Origin of the sequence: Roseococcus suduntuyensis, assembly GCF_014196305.1 — a bacterium.
GTDB lineage: Bacteria > Pseudomonadota > Alphaproteobacteria > Acetobacterales > Acetobacteraceae > Roseococcus > Roseococcus suduntuyensis.
In genome coordinates this window covers 338,213-356,360 of record NZ_JACIDJ010000003.1, presented here as the reverse complement: position 1 = coordinate 356,360, position 18,148 = coordinate 338,213, and the positions used below count along the sequence as shown (strand labels likewise).

20 protein-coding genes are annotated in these 18,148 nt (G+C 71.6%); 10 read left to right on the top strand and 10 right to left on the bottom strand.

The window, feature by feature from the left end; genetic code table 11:
• Window position 1: 1 nt before the first annotated feature.
• Genes GGQ83_RS11840 through GGQ83_RS11830 form a run of 3 tightly spaced genes read left to right on the top strand, consistent with a single transcriptional unit; the run spans window position 2 to window position 2,318 of the window.
• The gene (locus GGQ83_RS11840) at window positions 2-1,087 is read left to right on the top strand and encodes an alanine racemase (RefSeq protein WP_184384186.1); all 1,086 of its coding nucleotides are present in this window, start codon (window positions 2-4) and stop codon (window positions 1,085-1,087) included.
• Window positions 1,081-1,491 (top strand): (Fe-S)-binding protein, encoded by a 411-nt coding sequence (locus GGQ83_RS11835; RefSeq protein WP_184384184.1) that lies wholly within the window; start codon window positions 1,081-1,083, stop codon window positions 1,489-1,491. Before GGQ83_RS11840 ends, GGQ83_RS11835 begins: the two co-directional genes overlap by 7 nt.
• On the top strand, window positions 1,482-2,318 hold the full coding sequence (locus GGQ83_RS11830; protein ID WP_184384182.1) for a heterodisulfide reductase-related iron-sulfur binding cluster: 837 nt from the start codon (window positions 1,482-1,484) through the stop codon (window positions 2,316-2,318). Before GGQ83_RS11835 ends, GGQ83_RS11830 begins: the two co-directional genes overlap by 10 nt.
• A 150-nt stretch (window positions 2,319-2,468) precedes the next feature.
• On the opposite strand, the gene GGQ83_RS11825 is transcribed toward GGQ83_RS11830, so the two are convergent.
• The 3 genes from GGQ83_RS11825 to GGQ83_RS11815 form a co-directional block, all read right to left on the bottom strand.
• A complete protein-coding gene (locus GGQ83_RS11825; protein ID WP_184384181.1) occupies window positions 2,469-3,464 on the bottom strand; it encodes a Bug family tripartite tricarboxylate transporter substrate binding protein in 996 nt (331 codons plus the stop codon).
• Between the two features lie 103 nt (window positions 3,465-3,567).
• Window positions 3,568-4,230, bottom strand: coding sequence for a CHAP domain-containing protein (locus GGQ83_RS11820; RefSeq protein ID WP_184384179.1), 663 nt, complete (start codon window positions 4,228-4,230; stop codon window positions 3,568-3,570).
• A gap of 371 nt (window positions 4,231-4,601) precedes the next feature.
• Window positions 4,602-4,952: a RidA family protein gene (locus GGQ83_RS11815; protein WP_184384177.1), complete on the bottom strand. Its 351-nt coding sequence runs from the start codon at window positions 4,950-4,952 to the stop codon at window positions 4,602-4,604.
• A gap of 131 nt (window positions 4,953-5,083) precedes the next feature.
• Between GGQ83_RS11815 and GGQ83_RS11810 the strand changes: the two genes are divergently transcribed.
• Entirely contained in the window at window positions 5,084-5,737 is a 654-nt protein-coding gene (locus tag GGQ83_RS11810; RefSeq protein WP_184384175.1) for a hypothetical protein, read from the top strand.
• Between the two features lie 30 nt (window positions 5,738-5,767).
• Here the strand turns inward: GGQ83_RS11810 and GGQ83_RS11805 are convergent, their stop codons facing one another.
• From GGQ83_RS11805 to GGQ83_RS11790, 4 genes are read right to left on the bottom strand one after another with little or no spacing between them, the layout of a single operon-like run.
• Window positions 5,768-6,745, bottom strand: a complete 978-nt coding sequence (locus GGQ83_RS11805) for a Gfo/Idh/MocA family protein (protein WP_184384173.1) — start codon at window positions 6,743-6,745, stop codon at window positions 5,768-5,770.
• Window positions 6,746-6,758: 13 nt separating this feature from the next.
• Entirely contained in the window at window positions 6,759-8,075 is a 1,317-nt protein-coding gene (locus GGQ83_RS11800; protein ID WP_184384171.1) for an MFS transporter, read from the bottom strand.
• Complete coding sequence (locus GGQ83_RS11795; RefSeq protein ID WP_184384169.1) at window positions 7,997-8,362, bottom strand: hypothetical protein; 366 nt, start codon at window positions 8,360-8,362, stop codon at window positions 7,997-7,999. The genes GGQ83_RS11800 and GGQ83_RS11795 overlap by 79 nt, the downstream gene beginning before the upstream one ends.
• A gap of 14 nt (window positions 8,363-8,376) precedes the next feature.
• Window positions 8,377-8,859: a hypothetical protein gene (locus tag GGQ83_RS11790; protein WP_242535076.1), complete on the bottom strand. Its 483-nt coding sequence runs from the start codon at window positions 8,857-8,859 to the stop codon at window positions 8,377-8,379.
• A gap of 117 nt (window positions 8,860-8,976) precedes the next feature.
• Here GGQ83_RS11790 and GGQ83_RS11785 point away from each other — a divergent pair, with 117 nt between their 5' ends.
• The 3 genes from GGQ83_RS11785 to ltnD are packed head-to-tail and all read left to right on the top strand — an operon-like array spanning window position 8,977 to window position 12,411.
• Window positions 8,977-10,248, top strand: coding sequence for an amidase (locus GGQ83_RS11785; RefSeq protein ID WP_184384167.1), 1,272 nt, complete (start codon window positions 8,977-8,979; stop codon window positions 10,246-10,248).
• 5 nt (window positions 10,249-10,253) lie between these two features.
• Complete coding sequence (locus GGQ83_RS11780) at window positions 10,254-11,480, top strand: flavin-dependent oxidoreductase (protein ID WP_184384165.1); 1,227 nt, start codon at window positions 10,254-10,256, stop codon at window positions 11,478-11,480.
• A 13-nt stretch (window positions 11,481-11,493) separates the two neighbouring features.
• Window positions 11,494-12,411 carry an L-threonate dehydrogenase gene (ltnD, locus tag GGQ83_RS11775; RefSeq protein ID WP_184384163.1) on the top strand — a complete coding sequence of 306 codons (918 nt, stop codon included), beginning with the start codon at window positions 11,494-11,496 and terminating at the stop codon, window positions 12,409-12,411.
• On the opposite strand, the gene truA is transcribed toward ltnD, so the two are convergent.
• Genes truA through def form a run of 3 tightly spaced genes read right to left on the bottom strand, consistent with a single transcriptional unit; the run spans window position 12,392 to window position 14,605 of the window.
• Window positions 12,392-13,168 (bottom strand): tRNA pseudouridine(38-40) synthase TruA, encoded by a 777-nt coding sequence (gene truA, locus GGQ83_RS11770; RefSeq protein ID WP_184384161.1) that lies wholly within the window; start codon window positions 13,166-13,168, stop codon window positions 12,392-12,394. The two genes, ltnD and truA, sit on opposite strands and share 20 nt — an antisense overlap.
• On the bottom strand, window positions 13,165-14,070 hold the full coding sequence (gene fmt / locus GGQ83_RS11765; protein ID WP_184384370.1) for a methionyl-tRNA formyltransferase: 906 nt from the start codon (window positions 14,068-14,070) through the stop codon (window positions 13,165-13,167). The genes truA and fmt overlap by 4 nt, the downstream gene beginning before the upstream one ends.
• Window positions 14,071-14,077: 7 nt before the next feature.
• Window positions 14,078-14,605 carry a peptide deformylase gene (def, locus tag GGQ83_RS11760; RefSeq protein ID WP_184384159.1) on the bottom strand — a complete coding sequence of 176 codons (528 nt, stop codon included), beginning with the start codon at window positions 14,603-14,605 and terminating at the stop codon, window positions 14,078-14,080.
• 123 nt (window positions 14,606-14,728) lie between these two features.
• On the opposite strand from def, the gene GGQ83_RS11755 reads away from it, so the two are divergent.
• The 3 genes from GGQ83_RS11755 (at window position 14,729) to GGQ83_RS11745 (ending at window position 18,122) form a co-directional block, all read left to right on the top strand.
• Window positions 14,729-15,193: an Hsp20 family protein gene (locus GGQ83_RS11755; RefSeq protein ID WP_184384157.1), complete on the top strand. Its 465-nt coding sequence runs from the start codon at window positions 14,729-14,731 to the stop codon at window positions 15,191-15,193.
• A gap of 86 nt (window positions 15,194-15,279) precedes the next feature.
• Window positions 15,280-16,443 (top strand): acyl-CoA dehydrogenase family protein, encoded by a 1,164-nt coding sequence (locus GGQ83_RS11750; RefSeq protein ID WP_184384155.1) that lies wholly within the window; start codon window positions 15,280-15,282, stop codon window positions 16,441-16,443.
• Window positions 16,443-18,122: a solute carrier family 23 protein gene (locus tag GGQ83_RS11745; RefSeq protein ID WP_184384153.1), complete on the top strand. Its 1,680-nt coding sequence runs from the start codon at window positions 16,443-16,445 to the stop codon at window positions 18,120-18,122. Before GGQ83_RS11750 ends, GGQ83_RS11745 begins: the two co-directional genes overlap by 1 nt.
• Window positions 18,123-18,148: the final 26 nt, after the last annotated feature.

Sequence of the window (18,148 nt, the reverse complement as noted above, 5' to 3'; positions counted from 1 at the left end):
CATGACCCTCGATGACCTGCCCACCCCCTGCCTGGTGCTCGACCTGGGCGTGCTGAAGCGCAACCTGGCGCTGATGGAGCGTGCCATGGCCCGCCACCCCGGCGTGGTGCTGCGCCCGCACCTCAAGACCGCGAAGTCGCGCGAGGTGGCGGCGCTGGCCGCGCCCAGCCACGGCCCCATCACCGTCAGCACGCTGGCCGAGGCACGGTATTTCGCGGAGGCCGGCTGGCGCGACCAGATCTATGCCGTCGGCATCACGCCGCAGAAGCTGGATGCGGTGGCGGCCCTCAACGCGGCCGGCGCCGATGTGAAGGTCATCACCGATGATGCCGAGGCCGCCGCCGCCATCGCCGCGCATCCGGGCCCGATCCGCGCCCTGGTCGAGGTGGATGTGGGCGAGGGCAGGGGCGGCGTGGCACCCGCCGAGGCGCTGCCCGTGGCGCGCGCGCTGGGTTCGCGCCTGGCCGGCATCTTCACCCATGCGGGCCATTCCTATGGCGGGCGCAGCCCCGCCGAGATGGAGGCCATCGCCGAACAGGAACGTGCGGGTGCGGCCGGGGCCGCGCAGGCCCTGCGCGAGGCGGGCCTCACGGTGGACATCGTGAGCCTGGGTTCGTCGCCCACCGCGCTGCACGCGAAGTCGCTGGCCGGCATCACCGAGGTGCGCGCCGGGGTCTATATGTTCGGCGACCTGTTCCAGGCGCAGCTCGGCACCCATCCCGAGCAGGACATCGCGGTGACGGTGCTGACCAGCGTCATCGGCCGCAAGCCGGCGCGCGGCGCGCTGCTGCTGGACGCGGGCGCGCTGGCGCTGTCGAAGGACCGCAGCACGGAAAAGGCCCCGCGCGACTATGGCTTCGGCCTGGTGCTCGATGTGGATGGCCACCGCGCGCATGGCGAGGCCATCATCGCCCGCGTCCACCAGGAGCATGGCGAGGCGACGCCCATGCCGGACCTGCCCGTGGGCACGAAGCTGCGCGTGGCCCCCAACCATTCCTGCCTGACGGCGGCGGCCTATGAGCGCTATCATGTCGTGGACGGATCACGCGAGGTGATCGCCACATGGGACCGCGTCAACGGATGGTAGCCCGCCACGAGGACTGGTCGGCGCTGCGCGCCAGCGAGACGGCGCGGATGCTGGACGCCTGCACGCGCTGCGGCGCCTGCGCCGAAGCCTGCCCCATGCTGCCCTATGCGCCGGCCGCCGCGGGCGCCGCGGCACCCGATCTGGTGCGCGGCGTGCTGGACGCGCTGACGGGCGGCCCGAGCGACCCGGCCGCGCTGGCCTGGATCGCCGCCTGCACGCGCACGGGCAGTTGCAACGCCGCCTGCCCGCACGGGGTGAACCCCATGCTGATGCTGCGCCTCGCCAAATGGCGGGCGAACGAGACCGGCGCGCTGGCCAAGCGCGATGCCAGCGAGACCATGTCGCGCGTGAAGGTCTTCGCGCGCCTGGGCTTCACCGAGGAGGAGCAGAAGCAATGGCTGTGACCGAAAACCTCTTCTGGTATGGCTGCAACATGACGCGCCATGGCGAGATCATTCGCCTGAGCCAGCGCCTGCTCGAAGCGGTGGGCGTGGGCGCCGCGCCGGTCGGCGGGCCGGGCGCCTGCTGCGGCAGCCCCAAGGAGAGCACGCCGCGCATCGCGGAGGGCATGGCCGACCGCACCATGGACAAGTTCTCGGCGAGTGGCGCCAACCGCGTCATCACCTGGTGCCCGTCCTGCCACATGAATCTGGACGACTTCATGGGGCAGTCCAAGGCGCAGGACTTCGACAGCCGCCACCTCTGCGAGGCGCTGTGGGAGCGGCGCGAGGCCCTGGCACCCCTGCTGACGCACCCCGTGAAGACGCGCTTTCTGGTGGACCGGCATGTGGGCTTCCACAACCAGGTGCCGGTGAACGACATCATTCCCGGGCTGCTTTCGATGATCCCGGGGGCGGAGCATGTGGATCACCCCCTGCGCGGCGCCTCCTACATGTGCTTCGGGCTGGCGAACGTGCCCGGCGCCCTGCCGGACCATCTGCGTGCCACGCTGGATGCGGTGCGGGACTCGGGGGCGGACACGCTGGTGACCATCTTCCACTCCTGCCACCGCGAGATGGTGGGGCTGGAGCGCGACCACGGTGTGCGCGTGCTGAACTGGGTCCATCTGCTGGCCGAGGGCATGGGCTGGGACTACGCCGACGACTACAAGACCTGGCGCAACGCCGAGGACAAGCTGGCCGCCATCGGCCCAGACCGCGTGGCCGAGGCGGGCGAGGTGGCCGTGCGCAAGCTGGTGCTGCCCGAACTGGAACGCCCCCGCCCGCTCTGACCCAGAGCTGGGGCCGAGGGCCGTGTCCCCGATCCCCGGAAAGCCCCGATCGGCGGCGCGGCTTCGCCGCGCCAACGGAGAATCCCCGTCAGGATCAACACCAAACCGGGGCCCCCGCGAAAGCGCGAAGCGGTTTCGTGGGGATGGGCGTCAGCCCATCTGTAGATCCATCCCCGACGTGATCTCGATCCAGCGTGAGCGAACGCGTTCGATCGTCGCGCCGAACTCCTGGGGCCCGAGCCAGATCGGGTCCGTGTCCATCTGCCGCAGCCGCGCCTGCAGGGCCGGCCGCGCCATGGTCTCGCGGAAGGCCTCGGCCAGGCGGGTGTGGACGCGCTCCGGCAGGCGGGCGGGGGCCAGCATGCCCACGAAGCCGCTCCAGCCGCGGCCGATGTCATGCCCCTGCTCCACGAAGGTGGGCACATTGGGCAGCCCGCCCGCCCGCGCATCGCCCAGTGCGGCCAGCGGGACCATGGTGCCGCTCTCGATATGCGGGCGCATGGTGGTCAGCGAGTTGATGCCGCAATCCACCTCCTGCCCCAGATAGGCCGAGAGCATCGGCGCCTCGCCGCGATAGGCCACATGCGTCATGCCGAGGTTGAGCTGGTTGTTCAGCGCCAGCGCGAAGACATGCGCGCTGGACCCCGCGGCCCAGGAGCCGAGATTCACCCCCTGGCCGCGCCGTGACCGCTCCTGCGCGAAGGTGATGAATTCGGCGAGGTTGCGCGGCCCCAGCGCCGCGCGGCTCATGAAGATCAGCGTGGTGGTGCCCATCTGGCCGATGGGCGTGAAGTCGCGCACCGCGTCATAGGGGTTCTGCCGCAGCACGACCGGCGACTGCACGAGCGAGGTGATGGTGAAGAGCAGCGTGTGCCCATCGGCCGGGGCGCGGGCCACGGCCTCGGCGCCGATCATGCCCGCCGCACCCGATCGGCTTTCCACCACGAAGGTGGCGCGCATGATCTCGCCCATCGTCTCGGTGACGAGGCGCGCCCACACATCGGTGGCGCCGCCGGGCGGGAAGGGGACGATGACGCGGATGGGGCGGTCGGGCTGCCAAGCGCCCTGGGCGAGGGCGGGTGCCGCGAGGGTCCCGGCACCAAGGGCCGAAGCCCCCGCAAGCGTGAGTACGCTGCGACGATTCATGTTTGTTTTCCTCCCTTTGATGGGAGGAAGGTTAGGCAGCCAAAGCCAGGCTTGGGAAGAACCTAATACGCTTTGGAATGCACTTCAGGCGGGAAGGGCGGTGTTACCGCCGCGCGTCGGCGAGCTGCTGCGCCGTCAGGGGCGCATGCGCACGCTGGGCCGGGGCGGCGGGCGCGGAGGCCTGCGCGACCATGCTGCCGGCCGGGCGGTTGTGGATGAAGCCATGCGTCGGATAGACGCGGCCGAAGGCCTCCGCGCTGTGGCCGACCTGGACGCGCACCTGGGTCCAATCATTGCCCGGCGAGACATCCTGCACGCGCACGCCGCGCATGACGCTGCCGCGGCGGATGCCGGGGCCGCCCCAGTTCGCGTGGTCGATCTCGATGACCCGGGTGTCCACCACGCGCGAGACGACGGCCACATGGCCCATCCGCATGCCGCCCGAGGCGGGGAATGAGAGGATCGAGCCACGCTCCGGCCGCTGGCCGCGGGCATAGCGCCCGGCGGCATTGTGCCACCAGTCGCGGCCATTGCCGCTGATCTCCATGCCGGTGACCTGGCGCGCATAGGGCACGCAGGAAATGCCACGGGAGGTTGCGGCACGCTGGCCCGAGGTGGTGCGAGCGGGGGCGGGGCGGGTGGCCGCGGGGCGGCTGGTGGCGGTCGGGTTGCGGGTTTCGGTGCGGGCGTCGCCGCGGGCGGCATAGGCATCAGGTGCCCAGCTCAGAGCCAGGCTCATCGCGAATATGGCGGCCACGTGGCGCATTCCGATCCCTCCTGGACCGCGGCCGACGGATATCGTCGGTGCGTGCAAACCGGGTATGCGGTGGTTGCACGCGGGGCAACCCGATTGGCCGATACATGGCGCAATGTGCCGTGATTCGTCGGATAGGGGGGTGGATCGGCCGCGAAATAAGGACGCATGTCCTAAGGGAAGCGGCGCCAGAGAATCATGCAACAGTGTTGCGGCCAAAAAGTCACAGTATAAAAAGTGTAGAATAGCCGCGCCGTCCTGGGGAATCCCTGCCCCAATCGCGCCTTATTTTTGCCTAAATTCGTTGAGGCAAAATCAAACCCGCTCCAGGCGGGCCCACCCACCCCGGCTGTAGTGGCCAGCCGGGGCGGATGAAGGCTTCGTTACTTGCAGGCCGTGACCATGATCTCGACCAGATGGCGCGGGCTCGCCATGTTCGCTTCCACGCAGGCGCGCGCGGGGCGGCCGGCACTGCCCAGCCACTCCACCCACACCTTGTTCATGGCGTCGCGGTCGCGGATGTCCTTCAGCCAGATCTGCGCCTGCAGAAGCCGGGTGTTGTCGGTGCCGTTCGCCTCCAGCATGGCGTCGATCTTGGCGACCACCTGGCGGGTCTGGCCCGTGATGTCCTGCGTCAGGTCATCGGCGGTCATGCCCGCGCAGAAGACGAAGTTGTGATACTCGACGGCGCTCGAAAGAATGTCGTTGCTGCCGGTGCGGTTGATCTTGCTCATCGGGCGGGGTTCCTCCTGCCTGTGGTGACCCCCCGCGTGTAACCCGCCCGGCCGGGCGGCGGAAGGCAGGTGGCGCTTCCATTGCCTGGGCGAGTTCGTCTAGCGTCATGCAACCTGGGCGGGAGAAACCCATGACGGATCGTTCGGACTTCGTGCGCGACCCCTTGGAGTTCATGGAGCGGCATATCGTTCGCTGCCAGTTCATCGACCTGGAAAGCACGGTCCGGATCAGCGAAAGCCGTCCCCATGTGATCACCATCAAGGAGATGCCGGGGCCGCCGATGGTGCTGAACCGCCGGGGTGCCAAGGTATTCCATCTTTCCAACGACGTGTCGGGATGCGCGCGCAACGAGATGCTGCCGATATTCTGGCTGGGCTACCGGCAGAACAAGGTCACGCAGGGCACGCTCAGCAACCAGTCGCGGGTGATGTTCACGGCGAACATGGATGGCTGCTCGCTGGGCGTCGGCTCCCAGGCGGGCGATGGGGGGTGCCTCGTCATGCACGCGAACAAGTCGAGGGACATGCCGGACCGTGACGCGCAGGCCACCGCCCAGCGCGGGCAATTGCAACGGAAGTTCGACGGGCAGGAATTCCACGTCGTGGAGCCGTCCACCTATCTCACGAACGAGGCCGACCCCGGCAAGTTCCTCGCCACCAATTTCGGCATCAACCGGGATGGCTGGTGGTTCTTCTACACCCACAGCTGGCGGCTGAAATCAGGCGGAATGGAGGGCTACTACCTGCACGGCGGCACGCGCGAGGCCATCTTCACCCTGGGATAGCGGGGCCGGGGCGCGCCCGGCCCCACGCCGTCACGCCACGGCGTAGGCGCTGCCCGAGGCGGCTGCCCCCATCATCGCCTCGAAGACGGCCACGCCATGGATGGCGTCGGCCACCGGCAGCGGATAGGCCGGCCCGCCCGCCACCGCGGCGGCGAAGGCTTCGAGCTCCGCGGCCTCGATGTCGGTCACGGGGAAGTCGCGCACCCATTCCTCATTGCCCTCGCGGGCGCGGAAGAACAGCTGCTCATGCCCCCGCAGCTCCACCAGCCCCTCGGTGCCGAACAGGGCCACGCGCCAGAAGCGCGGGCTGGCCGCGAGCGTGGCGAAGGTGAGGGTGGCGCCGCCCTCCAGCGTGGCCAGCATGGCGGTGGTGTCGTCAATGGTGGGCAGCACGCGGGCATGGCTCAGCACCCGCACGTCGCGGAAGCGGCCGGCCAGGTTGATGATCATGTCCACCATATGGATGCCCATGCCGCCCATGCCGCCCAAGGGGCTTTCGGCGCGGTCGGCGCGCCAGGCGCCGGGCTTGTAGGCGAAGCCGCCCGGGCCGCTGAACTGGCCCTCCACATGCAGCAGCGTGCCGAGCTTGCCGCCCTCCAGCATCGCCTTCATCTCGGCCACGGCGGGCAGGAAGCGGCGGTTGTGGCCCAGCGCCAGCACCACGCCGGCCTGGGCGCAGGCTTCCACGGCGGCCTCGGCACTGGCCTTGGTCAGGGTGAAGGGCTTCTCCACGAAGACATGCTTGCCCGCGCGCGCGGCCGCGATCACCTGTTCGGCGTGCTGCGCGTGGGGGGTGGCCAGCACCACGGCCTGGACCCCGGGGTGGGACAGCACCTGGTCGTAGCTGTCCAGCAGCGCGATGCCCTTCTGCGCGGCATAGGCCTCCGCCTTGCTGCGCGTGCCCGTGCTGCCGGCCACGAAGCGGATGCCGGCGTCGTTGCGCCCCTGCACGCTGTCCACCAGCGTCTGGCCCCAGCGGCCCATTCCCACGATCGCGGCGTTCAGCATGGCATGTCACTCCTCATTGCGGATTCTCGAGTTCTTTCGCCCAGGCGCGCATCCGTGTCACCGCCCAGATGCACACAAGGAAGGCCAGCGCGGCCGCGACCACCGTGGGCACGCGCATGCCGAACAGCTCGCCCGCCGTGCCCAGGATCAGTGCGCCCAGCGCCGGGCAGGCGCGGGTGATGAGGCCCCACAGCGCCAGCGTCCGCCCCCGCATCCGGGTGAGCGCGGCCGATTGGCACAGCGTCTGCACGGAAATCCCGTGCATGGTGGCGCAGGCGCCATAGAGCGCCCCGCACAGCACCGCGAAGGCGAAGTTGCCCGTGGCCACGAAGGCCGCCGCCACGCCGGCCTGCAAGGTGACGCCCACCACGGCGAGCCGCGTCGTGCCCTCCAGCCGCCCGCGCGAGGCGACCCACAGCCCGCCCACCAGCGCGCCCACGCCGATGGAGGCCGTCAGCAGCGCGAGCCCCGGCGCCCCCTGGCCGAACAGCCGGTCCACATAGGGGGGCAGCACCTCCTGCACCCCACGCAACAGGATGGCGGTGATGCCGGCGAAGATGAGGATGGGGCCGATGCCCGGGTGGCTCGCGGCGTAGCGCATGCCCTCCACCGTCTCGGCCAATAACGAGGCCTCGGGCTTGTGGCCCTGGCGATGGGCGGGGTCCACGCGCATGGTCAGCAGGCTGGCGGACGCGATGGCATAGGCCACCATGTTGCACAGCAGGGCCGGCACCACGCCACCGAAGGCGATCATCGGCCCCGCCATGGCCGGCCCCAGGAAGCGCGCCACGTTGAAGGCCAGCGAATTGGCGGCGACCGCGGCCGGCAGGTCGGCGCGCGGCACGAGGCCCGGCATCAGCGCCTGGCGGGCGGGCTGGGCGAAGCTCGCCGCGATCCCGCCGATCACCTCGAAGACCAGCAGGATCTCGATGCCGATATTGCCCGTGGCCACCAGCAGCGCGATGCAGCCGGCCTGCGCGCCGATCACGCCCTGCGCGATCATGGTCAGGCGCACGCGATCCATGCGGTCCGCGACGGCCCCCGCGATGGGGCTGAAGACGACCGCCGGCGCCAGGTCGCAGAAGGCCACCATGCCGACCCAGAAGGCCGAGCCCGTCAGCTCCCAGGCCAGCCACATGACGGCGATGCGGTGCATCCAGAGCCCGGTCCAGGCAGTAAGACTGGCCGAGAAGAAGATGCGCGCGTCACGATGGGACAGGGCGCGCCCGAGCGCGCCGAAGGCAGGCAGGGTCAGCGGCCCCCAGGGGTCGGTGCCGGTGCGGGCGATGGCGCGGCGGGCGCGGTGTCGCGCGTGTTGGCCCGCACGCATTCATCCACCATCTGCTCGAAGCGGTATTCGCGGCTGAGGCGGTCAATCGGCGCGCGGAAGGCCAGCGAGCCCGTGGTCTCGGAGCCCAGGCGGCTGTTGCGCTCATCCTCGCGGATGAGCTGCCCGCGGTCCTGGCGGGTGATGACCGAGGCGGCCTGGGCGCGGCAGGCGGCCACCACCTCGGGGTTGCTGCTGCGCGCCCCGGGCGGGGGCGGCGGCGGCGCGAAGCCCTGGGCGCAGCCCGCGAGCAACAACACGGGCAGAAGCAGGGCGGCGGCGCGGGGCATATGCGGGGCTTTCGTCAGGCGGGCACGCGGGATGCGTCGGGTGGAAGGGTCCGCGACAGGATGGCACGCATCGCGCCATCCTCGAAACGGCCCGTGGCGTCAATCGGTGCGCGGGCGGCGGCGGCCAGCAGAAGCGGGTGGAACTCCACGCCCCGCCGGCCGATGGCGAAGAAGCCGCGCAGCCATTCGGCCCGCCCCATGGCCTCCACCAGCGCCAGCAGGCGCAGGCAGAGCGCCACGCCGGCCAGCGAATCGAGGCCGGCATGGCGGTCCATCGCCTCGGCCCAGGCGGCGGCGTCGGGGTCGGTCAGCGCCATCTCGCGCCCATCGGCGAAGGCGAGCAGGCGCGGCGGCCCCCAATGCCCGGCGGACGCCCCCTCGCGCGCCACCTCCCAGGCGATTTCCAGCGCGGCGGGCGGCACGGCGGGCAGGGCGCCGGCCGCCACGCCGAGCTCATGCCGAAGGGCGCCGGAGGGGAGGGCGGTGGTGCGGACCATCTCCTCATATAGCGCCTGATCCGCGGAGGCGGAATCGCCGGAGCGGTGAATCAGTCGCTCCAAAGGCTGCTCGGGGGATGGTTCACAGCCGGGGCCACACGCGATTACGCTGGGTTCATGACCCACCCCGCCGAACTCTCCGCCACCGACGCCGCTTCCCGCATCGCCGCCGGCACCCTCAAGGCCCAGGAGCTGGCCGAGGCCATGCTCGACGTCATCGCGCGGCGCGAGCCGGGGGTGCGCGCCTTCGCCCATCTGGACCCCGCCCTGGTGCGGCGCCAGGCGGCGGCGGTGGATGCGGCGCCCGCCAAGGGGAAGCTGGCCGGGCTGTTCTTCGGCGTGAAGGACGTGCTCGACACCGCCGACCAGCCCTCGCAATACGGCTCGCCCATCTGGGCGGGGCACCGGCCGCGCACCGATGCGTCCTGCGTGGCGCTGGCGCGGCGGGCGGGCGCGGTCATCGCCGGCAAGACGGTGACGACGGAATTCGCCACGCGCTTCCCCGGCGCCACCACCAACCCGCACAATGCCAGGCACACGCCGGGCGGTTCCTCCCAGGGCTCGGCGGCGGGGGTGGGGGCGGGGATGCTGCACCTCGCTTTCGGCACGCAGACCGCAGGCTCCATCATCCGGCCGGCGGCCTTCTGCGGCGCGGTGGGCTTCAAGCCGAGCTACGGCACGCTGCACCGCGCCGGCATGAAGGTGATGAGCGAAAGCCTGGACACCATCGGCGTCATGGCGCGCAGCGTGGCCGATGCGGCCCGGGCCATGTCCGCGCTGACCGGGCTGGATCATGGCCCGGCCGAGGCGCCGCGCGCGCCGAAACTCGCCCTGGTCATGGGCGCCATGGCGGAGGCCGGGCCCGAGACCGCCCCGCACATGGAGCGCGTGGCCGAGGCCGCCCGCCGCGCGGGTGCCACGGTCACGCCCATCACGCTGCCCGCCGCCTGCGACGCCGCCTTCGCCGCCCACGCCCATGTCATGCACATGGAAAGCGCCCAGGCGCTGGCCTGGGAAATTGATCACGCCCGCGCCCAGCTCAGCCCCGCCATGCGGACCAACATGGATTGGGCCATGGCCGAGCCGCCCGCCAAGCTGGTCGAGGCCCGCGCCGCCTTTGCCGCCGCGCAGGCCTGTTTCGCGGACGCCATCGCGGGCTATGACGCGGTGTTGACCCCCTCCGCCCCCGGCGAGGCGCCGGAGGGCATCGAATTCACCGGCACGCCCGTCTTCAACACGCTCTGGACGCTGCTGCACACGCCCTGCGTCACCATCCCGGCCGGAACGGGGCCGCGCGGCCTGCCGCTGGGCGCGCAGATCGTCACCCCGCGCGGGCAGGACGCGGCGGCGCTGATGTGGGCCGAGTGGCTGCGCCGGGCGCTGGGCTGACCGCCATGGCGACCCCCATCCTCATCGCGGGCGGCGGCATTGGCGGGCTGACGGCGGCGCTGTCCCTCAAGGCCGCGGGCTTCGCGCCGCGCGTGCTGGAAGCCACGCGCGAAGTGCGGCCGCTCGGCGTCGGCATCAACCTGCTGCCCCATGCGGTGCGGGAGCTGACGGAGCTGGGCCTCGGCGAAAAGCTGGCCGCGACGGGCGTGGCCACCAAGGAGCTGCGCTATGTCTCCGCCCATGGGCAGGAGATCTGGCGGGAGGATCGGGGCCTCGCCGCCGGCTATCGCTGGCCGCAATACTCCATCCATCGCGGCGAGTTGCAGATGCTGCTGCTGGCCGAGGCCCGCGCGCGCGGCATCGAGGTCGAGACCGGACAGCGCGTGACCGGCTTCGCACAGGATGCCGAGGGTGTGACGGCGCAACTGGCCGGCGGCGGCACGGCACGGGCGGCGGCGCTGATCGGGGCCGATGGCATCCATTCCGCCATTCGCGGGTATTTCGCGCCCGATGAGGGCCTGCCGCGCTGGTCGGGCGCCATGCTGTGGCGCGCCACCACCATCGCCCCCGCCTATCTGACCGGCGCCACGATGGTGCAGGCCGGGCATCATGCCCAAAAGTTCGTCTGCTACCCTATCCGGCAACTGCCGGACGGCATGGCGGTGATCAACTGGATCGCGGAGATGCGGACCCAGGCGGCGCCGGGCCGCGAGGACTGGAACCGCGAGATAGACCGCAACCTGTTTCTCCCGCATTTCGAGGGCTGGAACTGGGGCTGGCTGGACGTGCCCGGCCTGATCCGCGGGGCCGAGCGCGTCTATGAATTCCCCATGGTGGATCGCGACCCGCTGCCGCGCTGGACCGAGGGGCGCGTGACGCAGCTGGGGGATGCGGCGCACCCGATGTACCCCATCGGCTCCAACGGTGCCTCGCAGGCGGTGCTGGATGCGCGGCAATTGGCGCTGCATCTCGCGCGCGCGGCGCGGATCGAGGAGGGGCTGGCCGCCTATGAGGAGGCCCGCCGCCCGCCCACCGCGAAGCTGACGCTGGCCAACCGCGACCTCGGCCCCGATTTGGTGCTGGAGGAGGTGCATCGCCGCGCGCCGGACGGTTTCCAGGCGCTGCACGACGTCATCTCGCACGAGGAACTGGCCGGCACCGCCGCGCGCTACAAGAAGCTGGCGGGCTTCGACCCCGCATTGCTGAACGCCCGCGAAAGCTGGAGCCCGTGACAGGATCAATGGCATGAAAACAGCCTTCATCGGCCTGGGCAGCATGGGCGGGGGTGCCGCACTCAGCGCGCTGCGCGCCGGCCTCGACGTGACGGGCGTGGACCCCTCCGAACGCGCACGCGCCGCCTTCGGCAACCGCGCCGTGGCGCGCGGGTCCGATCTGGACCCCGGGCAGGACGCGGTGGTGGTGCTGACGGTGAACGCCGCCCAGGCCGAGGCCGCGCTGTTCGGCCCGGAAGGCGCGGCGCAGCGCGTTGCCCCGGGTGGGGTCGTGGTCTGCTCGGCCACCATGGCACCAGCCGATGCGCGGCGCCTGGCTGCCGAGGCCGCCTCGCGGGGCCTGCTCTATCTCGACGCGCCCGTCTCCGGCGGCGCCGCGGCCGCGCGCGAGGGCCGCATGACGGTGATGGCCAGCGGCAGCGACGCCGCCTTCGCCGCCGCGAAACCGGTGCTGGACGCCATCGCGGGCAAGATCTGGTCCTTGGGCAGCGAGCCCGGCCAGGGTGCCGCCATGAAGGTGGTGCACCAGCTGCTGGCCGGCGTGCACATCGCGGCCGCCGCCGAGGCCATGGCGCTGGCGCTGCGTTCCGGCCTCGATCCGCACACCGTCTATGGCGTGGTGACGAGTGCCGCGGGCAATTCCTGGATGTTCGAGAACCGCATGGCGCATGTGCTGGTGGGCGACGACACGCCGCTCTCCGCCGGCGACATCTTCGTGAAGGATTTGGGCCTCGTGGAGGGCATGGCGCGCGAGGCCGCGCTGCCCGTGCCGCTGGCCGCCCAGGCGCTGCAATTGTTCGTGGCGCAGCGGGCGCTGGGCCATGGCGGGCGGGACGATGCCTTCGTGCTGCGCGTCTGGCAGGCGCTGGCGGGCTTCGCGCTTCCTGGCGAACCTGGCGGCGCAGAACCGGTCAAGCCCGGTCCGAAGTGACCCAGGGCAAAGGCGGGTCGTAGTCCACGCCCAGGAAGACGAGGCCCTCCGGCGGGGCGGTCTGACCGGCGCGGCGGCGGTCGCGCCCCTCCAGCAATTCGCGCGGCCAGGAGACGGGGCGCCGCCCCAGCCCCACCATGTGCAGCGTGCCCGCCAGGTTGCGGATCTGGTGGTGCAGGAAGCTGCGGGCGGAGGCGTGGATGACCACCTCCTCGCCCACCCGCGTCACGTCCAACCGGTCCAGCGTGCGGATGGCGTGCTCGGCTTGGCAGGAGGCGGCGCGGAAGGCCGAGAAATCATGCTTGCCGAGCAGCGCCTGGGCCGCGTCGTGCATGGCGGCCGCATCGAGCGGCAGGGGCACGTGCCAGACCCGGCCCTCCTCCAGCGCGGGCTTGGCGGGGCGGTTCAGGATGCGGAAGCGGTAGTGCCGCCGCGCGGCCGAGAAGCGCGGCGACCAGCCCTCGGGCGCCAGGCAGGCGGCGCGGATGGCGATGCGCTGGGGCCGCAGGTGGAAGTCCAGCGCCGCGCGCAGCCGGGCGGGCGGCAGGTCGGCGGCGAGGTCCAGATGCACCACCTGCCCCTCGGCATGGACGCCCGCATCGGTGCGGCCGGCAGCGGTGGCGAGCGGCGTGGCGCCGCCGTTCAGGGAGGTGGCGGCGGTCTCGATGGCCTCCTGCACGGATAGGCCGTTGGACTGGCGCTGCCAGCCCACCAAGCCCGCGCCGTCATACTCCACCAGCAGGGCGTAGGCGGTCATCCGCCCAGGACCGTGCCGGGGGGCAGGTTGTAGCCGCGCAGGAAGGCCTCGGCGTCGAGTGGCCCGCGGCCGGGGCGTTGCAGGCGCGTCAGGCGCAGCGCGCCGGTGCCGCAGGCCACGGTGAAGCCGTGCAGGAGGGTGCCGGGCGGGCCCTGGCCCTCGGCCGGTTCGGCGGCGAGCACACGCAGCGCCTCGCCGCCATGGGTGAAGAAGGCGCCGGGCCAGGGGTTCATGGCGCGGATGCGCGCGTCCAGCACCGTGGCGGGCTGCGTGAAATCCAGCGCGCCATCGGGTTTGGTGAGCTTGGGGGCGTAGGTGACACCCGCCTCGGGCTGCGGCGTGGCCGGCGGGTTCTCGTCCAGCGCGCGCAGGATCAGGCGCGCGCCCATCTCCGCCAGGGCGTCATGCACCTCCGGCGTGGTGGAGCGCGGGGTCAGCGGGATCGCCTCGCGCAGCAGCATGGGGCCGGTGTCCAGCCCCTCCTCCATGCGCATGATGGTGATGCCCGTCTCGGCATCGCCATGCAGGATGGCGGCATGGATGGGCGCCGCCCCGCGCCAGCGCGGCAGCAGCGAAGCATGGATGTTGAGGCAGCCGCGCCGGGGCGCGTCGAGCATGGCGGGCGGCAGGATCAGCCCATAGGCCGCCACCACCGCAACATCGAGGTCGAGCGCCGCGAACGCCGCGTGTTCCGCCGCATCGCGCTTCACCCGCGCGGGCGTGCGGACGGGCAGGCCCAGTTCCAGTGCCGCGCGATGCACCGGGCAGGGGGTCTCGCGCTGGCCGCGCCCGGCGGGCTTGGGGGGCTGGCAATAGACCGCCGCCACCTCGTGCCCCGCCGCGTGCAGCGCCCGCAGCGCCGGCACCGCGAAGTCCGGGCTGCCCATGAAGGCCAGGCGCAGCTTCGGGCTAATCCCGGCTCTCCCGCGCCTTGAGCTCCTTGGCGAGCTTGCGCAGCAGCATGTTGCGCTTCAGCGCGGAGAGATGGTCCACGAAGAGCACGCCGTTCAGGTGGTCGATCTCGTGCTGGAGGCAGACGCCCAGCAGCCCGTCCGCCTCGGCCTCCCGCTTCGTGCCGTCCAGCTCCAGCCAGCGCAGCTGGATGCGCGCCGGCCGCTCCACATCCGCGTATTGGCCGGGCAGCGAGAGGCAGCCTTCCTCGCGCACCTCCATCTCGCGGCTGGCGGCGATGATCTCGGGGTTCACCAGCACCATGGGCGCCGGCGTCTCCTTGCCGCCCACATCCACGACGATGAGGCGCAGGTCCGACCCCACCTGGGGGGCCGCCAGCCCGATGCCGGGGGCGGCGTACATGGTGGCGAGCATGCGCGCGGCGAGGGCGCGCACGGCATCCCCATCGCCTTGCGCCACGGGGCGCGCCTTCTTCCGCAGCCGCGGGTCGGGCACGTAGAGGATGGGGAGGGTTTCGTCCGTCATGGCCGGCGCGGAGGTAGCCCCCCACGCGCCGCCTTGCAACAAGGCCCGTGCCGGGCCAATTCTGCAACGAGGCGCGCTGCCTCTTCCGGGGCGCGCCACGGCTCGCTGCGGTCAGGAGGCCCCATGTCCCGTTCCTCGGTGTTCGGCTCGCCCTTGTTCCTGGGCTTCGACCACCTCGAGCAGATGCTCGACCGCGTGCAGAAAAGCGCGGATGGCTACCCGCCCTACAATATCGAGCAGACGGGGCCGGCCAGGCTTCGCATCACGCTGGCGGTGGCGGGCTTCGCCATGGAGGACCTCGCGATCACGCAGGAGGACAACCAGTTGGTGATCCGCGGGCGGCAGCGCGACGACACGGAAGGGCGGGTCTTCATTCACCGCGGCATCGCGGCGCGGCAGTTCCAGCGCGCCTTCGTGCTGGCCGAGGGCATCGAGATCGAGGGCGCCTTCCTCGACAACGGGCTGCTGCACATAGACCTCCAGCGGCCGATGCCGGAGGTGAAGGTGCGGTCCATTCCGATCGGGCGGCAGGGGGCGGGGCCGTCGCGGCCGGTGGTGCAGCAGCGGGTGCGGCGCGAGGAGGAGTAGCGGGCCTCAACCGCGCGGCGGGTCCCGCTGCGCCCTTGCCGTCAGGCGGGTCGCGCCCTAATCGGAAACGAAGAGGGAGACCCGCCATGGACCAGCCGCTGATCGCCGCCGACCCCCACGCCGAAATCCGCGAGGAGGTCCGCAAGCTCTGCGCGCGGTTCCCCGGCGAATACTGGCGCGAACTGGACACGCGCCGCGGCTACCCGACCGAATTCGTCAAGGCCCTGACCGAGGCGGGCTATCTCGGCGCGCTGATTCCCGAGGAGTTCGGCGGCGCGGGCCTGCCGCTCTCGGCCGCCGCCGCCATCCTGGAGACCATCCACCAGGAAGGCTGCAATGGCGCCGCCTGCCATGCCCAGATGTACATCATGGGCACCATCCTGAAGCACGGCAGCGCGGACCAGAAGCAGCGCTACCTGCCCGGCATCGCCAGCGGCGAACTCCGCCTGCAGGCCTTCGGCGTCACCGAGCCCACCTCCGGCACGGACACGACCAACCTGCGCACCTTTGCCCGGAAGGAAGGCGACAAGTACATCGTCAACGGCCAGAAGATCTGGACCAGCCGCGCGGAACACAGCGACCTGATGCTGCTGCTGGCCCGCACCACGCCCAAGGACCAGGTGACGAAGAAGACCGAGGGCCTGTCCACCTTCATCGTGGACATGCGGACCGCGAAGGGCCTGACCATCCGCCCCATCCGCACCATGATGAACCACAATTCCTGCGAGGTCTTCTTCGACAACATGGAGGTTCCGGCCGAGAACCTGGTGGGCGTCGAGGGCCGCGGCTTCCGCTACATCCTGGACGGGATGAATGCCGAGCGCCTGCTGATCGCCTCGGAATCCATCGGTGACGCCAAGTGGTTCACCCAGAAGTCGGTGGCCTACAGCAAGGAGCGCGTGCTGTTCGGCCGCCCCATCGGCCAGAACCAGGGCGTGCAGTTCCCCATCGCCAAGGCCTATGCCCAGATGCGCGCGGCCGAGGCTATCGTGAAGCAGGGGCTGGAGAAGTTCGAGGCCGGCATCCCCTGCGGCGAAGAGGCCAACATGGGCAAGATGCTCGCCGCCGACGCCGCCTGGGCGGCGGCAGAGGCCTGCGTGCAGACCCATGGCGGCTTCGGCTTCGCCGAGGAATACGATGTGGAGCGCAAGTTCCGCGAGGCGCGGCTCTATCAGGTGGCGCCCATCAGCACCAACCTCGTCCTCTCCTACATCGGGGAGCATGTGCTGGGCATGCCGCGCAGCTACTGATGCCCCCCGCAGGCGCACCCGCCATCTGGCGCCTGCAAGAGACTCCGCCCATTCCCCTGCTGCTGGCCGCGGCCTTGCAGCAGGCGGGGCTGGCGGCCGTGACACTCGGCTTCCCGCTGCTGGTGGCCGAGGCGGCCGGCGCGGATGTCGCGCTGAAGGCCGCGGTGCTGCAATGGTCCATGCTGGCCATGGGCATCGCCACCCTGCTGCAATGCTGGGGGCGCTGGGGCATCGGCTCCGGCTATCTCATCTGTGGCATCTTCACCGCCATCTACCTGCCGCTCTCGGTCGTCGTCGCGCAGCGCAGCGGCCTCGCGGACGTGGCCGGCATGACCCTCGTGGCCGGCCTGACGCAGATGGTGCTCTCGCCCTTCGTGCGGCGGCTGCGCAACCAGGTGCCGAACGAGATCATCGGCCTCATCGTGCTGTTGGTGGGCCTTGCGCTCGGCATTCTGTCCGTCCGGCTGATCGCGCTCGGCTCCCCCGCCGATCCGGCCGGGGGGGTGCAGCGCGTCGTCGGCATCGCCACCTTCGCGCTGATCGTGGCGCTCGCCATCTGGGGCCCGCCGCGCCTGCGGCCCCTCGCGGTGCTGGCGGGGATGCTGGGCGGCACGGCGCTGGCGCTGCTGCTGGGCAGCGCACCCGAGGCCCCCGCCGTGCAGGGGGTCAGCCTGCTGGACGGCCCGCCCGTGATGCCCAGCTTCAACTGGGCCCTGCTGCCCGGCTTCCTGCTGGGCGCCCTGGCGAGCCTGGTGCGCTGCATGGGCGACATCATCGCCGCCCAGCGCGCCGAGGACCCCGACTGGACCCGCCCCGACCAGCGCAGCATTCGCGGCGGCGTGCTGGCCGATGGCATGGGCACGGCGCTGGCCGGGTGCATGGGCCTGCCGGGGATGAACAGCTACACGGGCAGCGTGGGCCTCGCGGTCGCGTCCGGCGTGCGGTCGCGCGTGGTGGGGCTGGCGGCGGGGGCCATCTGGGTGGGGCTGGCCTTCATCCCCTCCGCCGGGGTCTGGATGCTGCTGATCCCGCAGGGGGTGCTGGGCGCGGCACTGCTCTACGTCTCGGCCTTCATCATCGCCTCGGGCTTCATCACCATCACGCAGCGCCTGCTGGACCCGCGGCGGACGGTGCTGCTGGGCGTCTCGCTGGTGGTGGGGCTCTCGGGCGCGCTGATCCCCGGCCTCTACGCGGACCTGCCCTTCGCGGTGCAGGCGCTGACCTTCTCCTCGCTGGCGCTGGCGCTGGCGGTCGCGCTGGTGCTGGGGCCGCTGCTGCGGATCGGCCTTGCGCGGGAGGTGGCGCTGGAATGGCACCCGGCCGAGGGCGTGCCGGCCCTGCTGGATGCGGCGCGCGCGCCCTTGCAGCAATGGGGCGTGCGCCGCGCCGTGGCCGACCGGGTGGGTGGCGCGCTGGAGGAATTCGCCCTGCTGGCCCAGGAGGAGATCGGCTCCGGCGGTGCCGTGCATCTCCGCATGGAGAACACCGACCCGGTGCTGCGCCTGACGCTGGCCTGGCAGGGTGCGCCCATCGCGCCCCTGGACCCCGCCACCCCGCCCGACGAGCCGGACCTGCGGCGCATCGCCCTGCTGCTGCTGCGCCACAAGACGGATGCGATGCGCCTTCGCCCGGGGGCCGAGGGGCGGCAGGAGGCGGTGCTGGAGTTCGATCAGGATTGAGGCCCTGGCGCCAGTCAGGGGCCGCG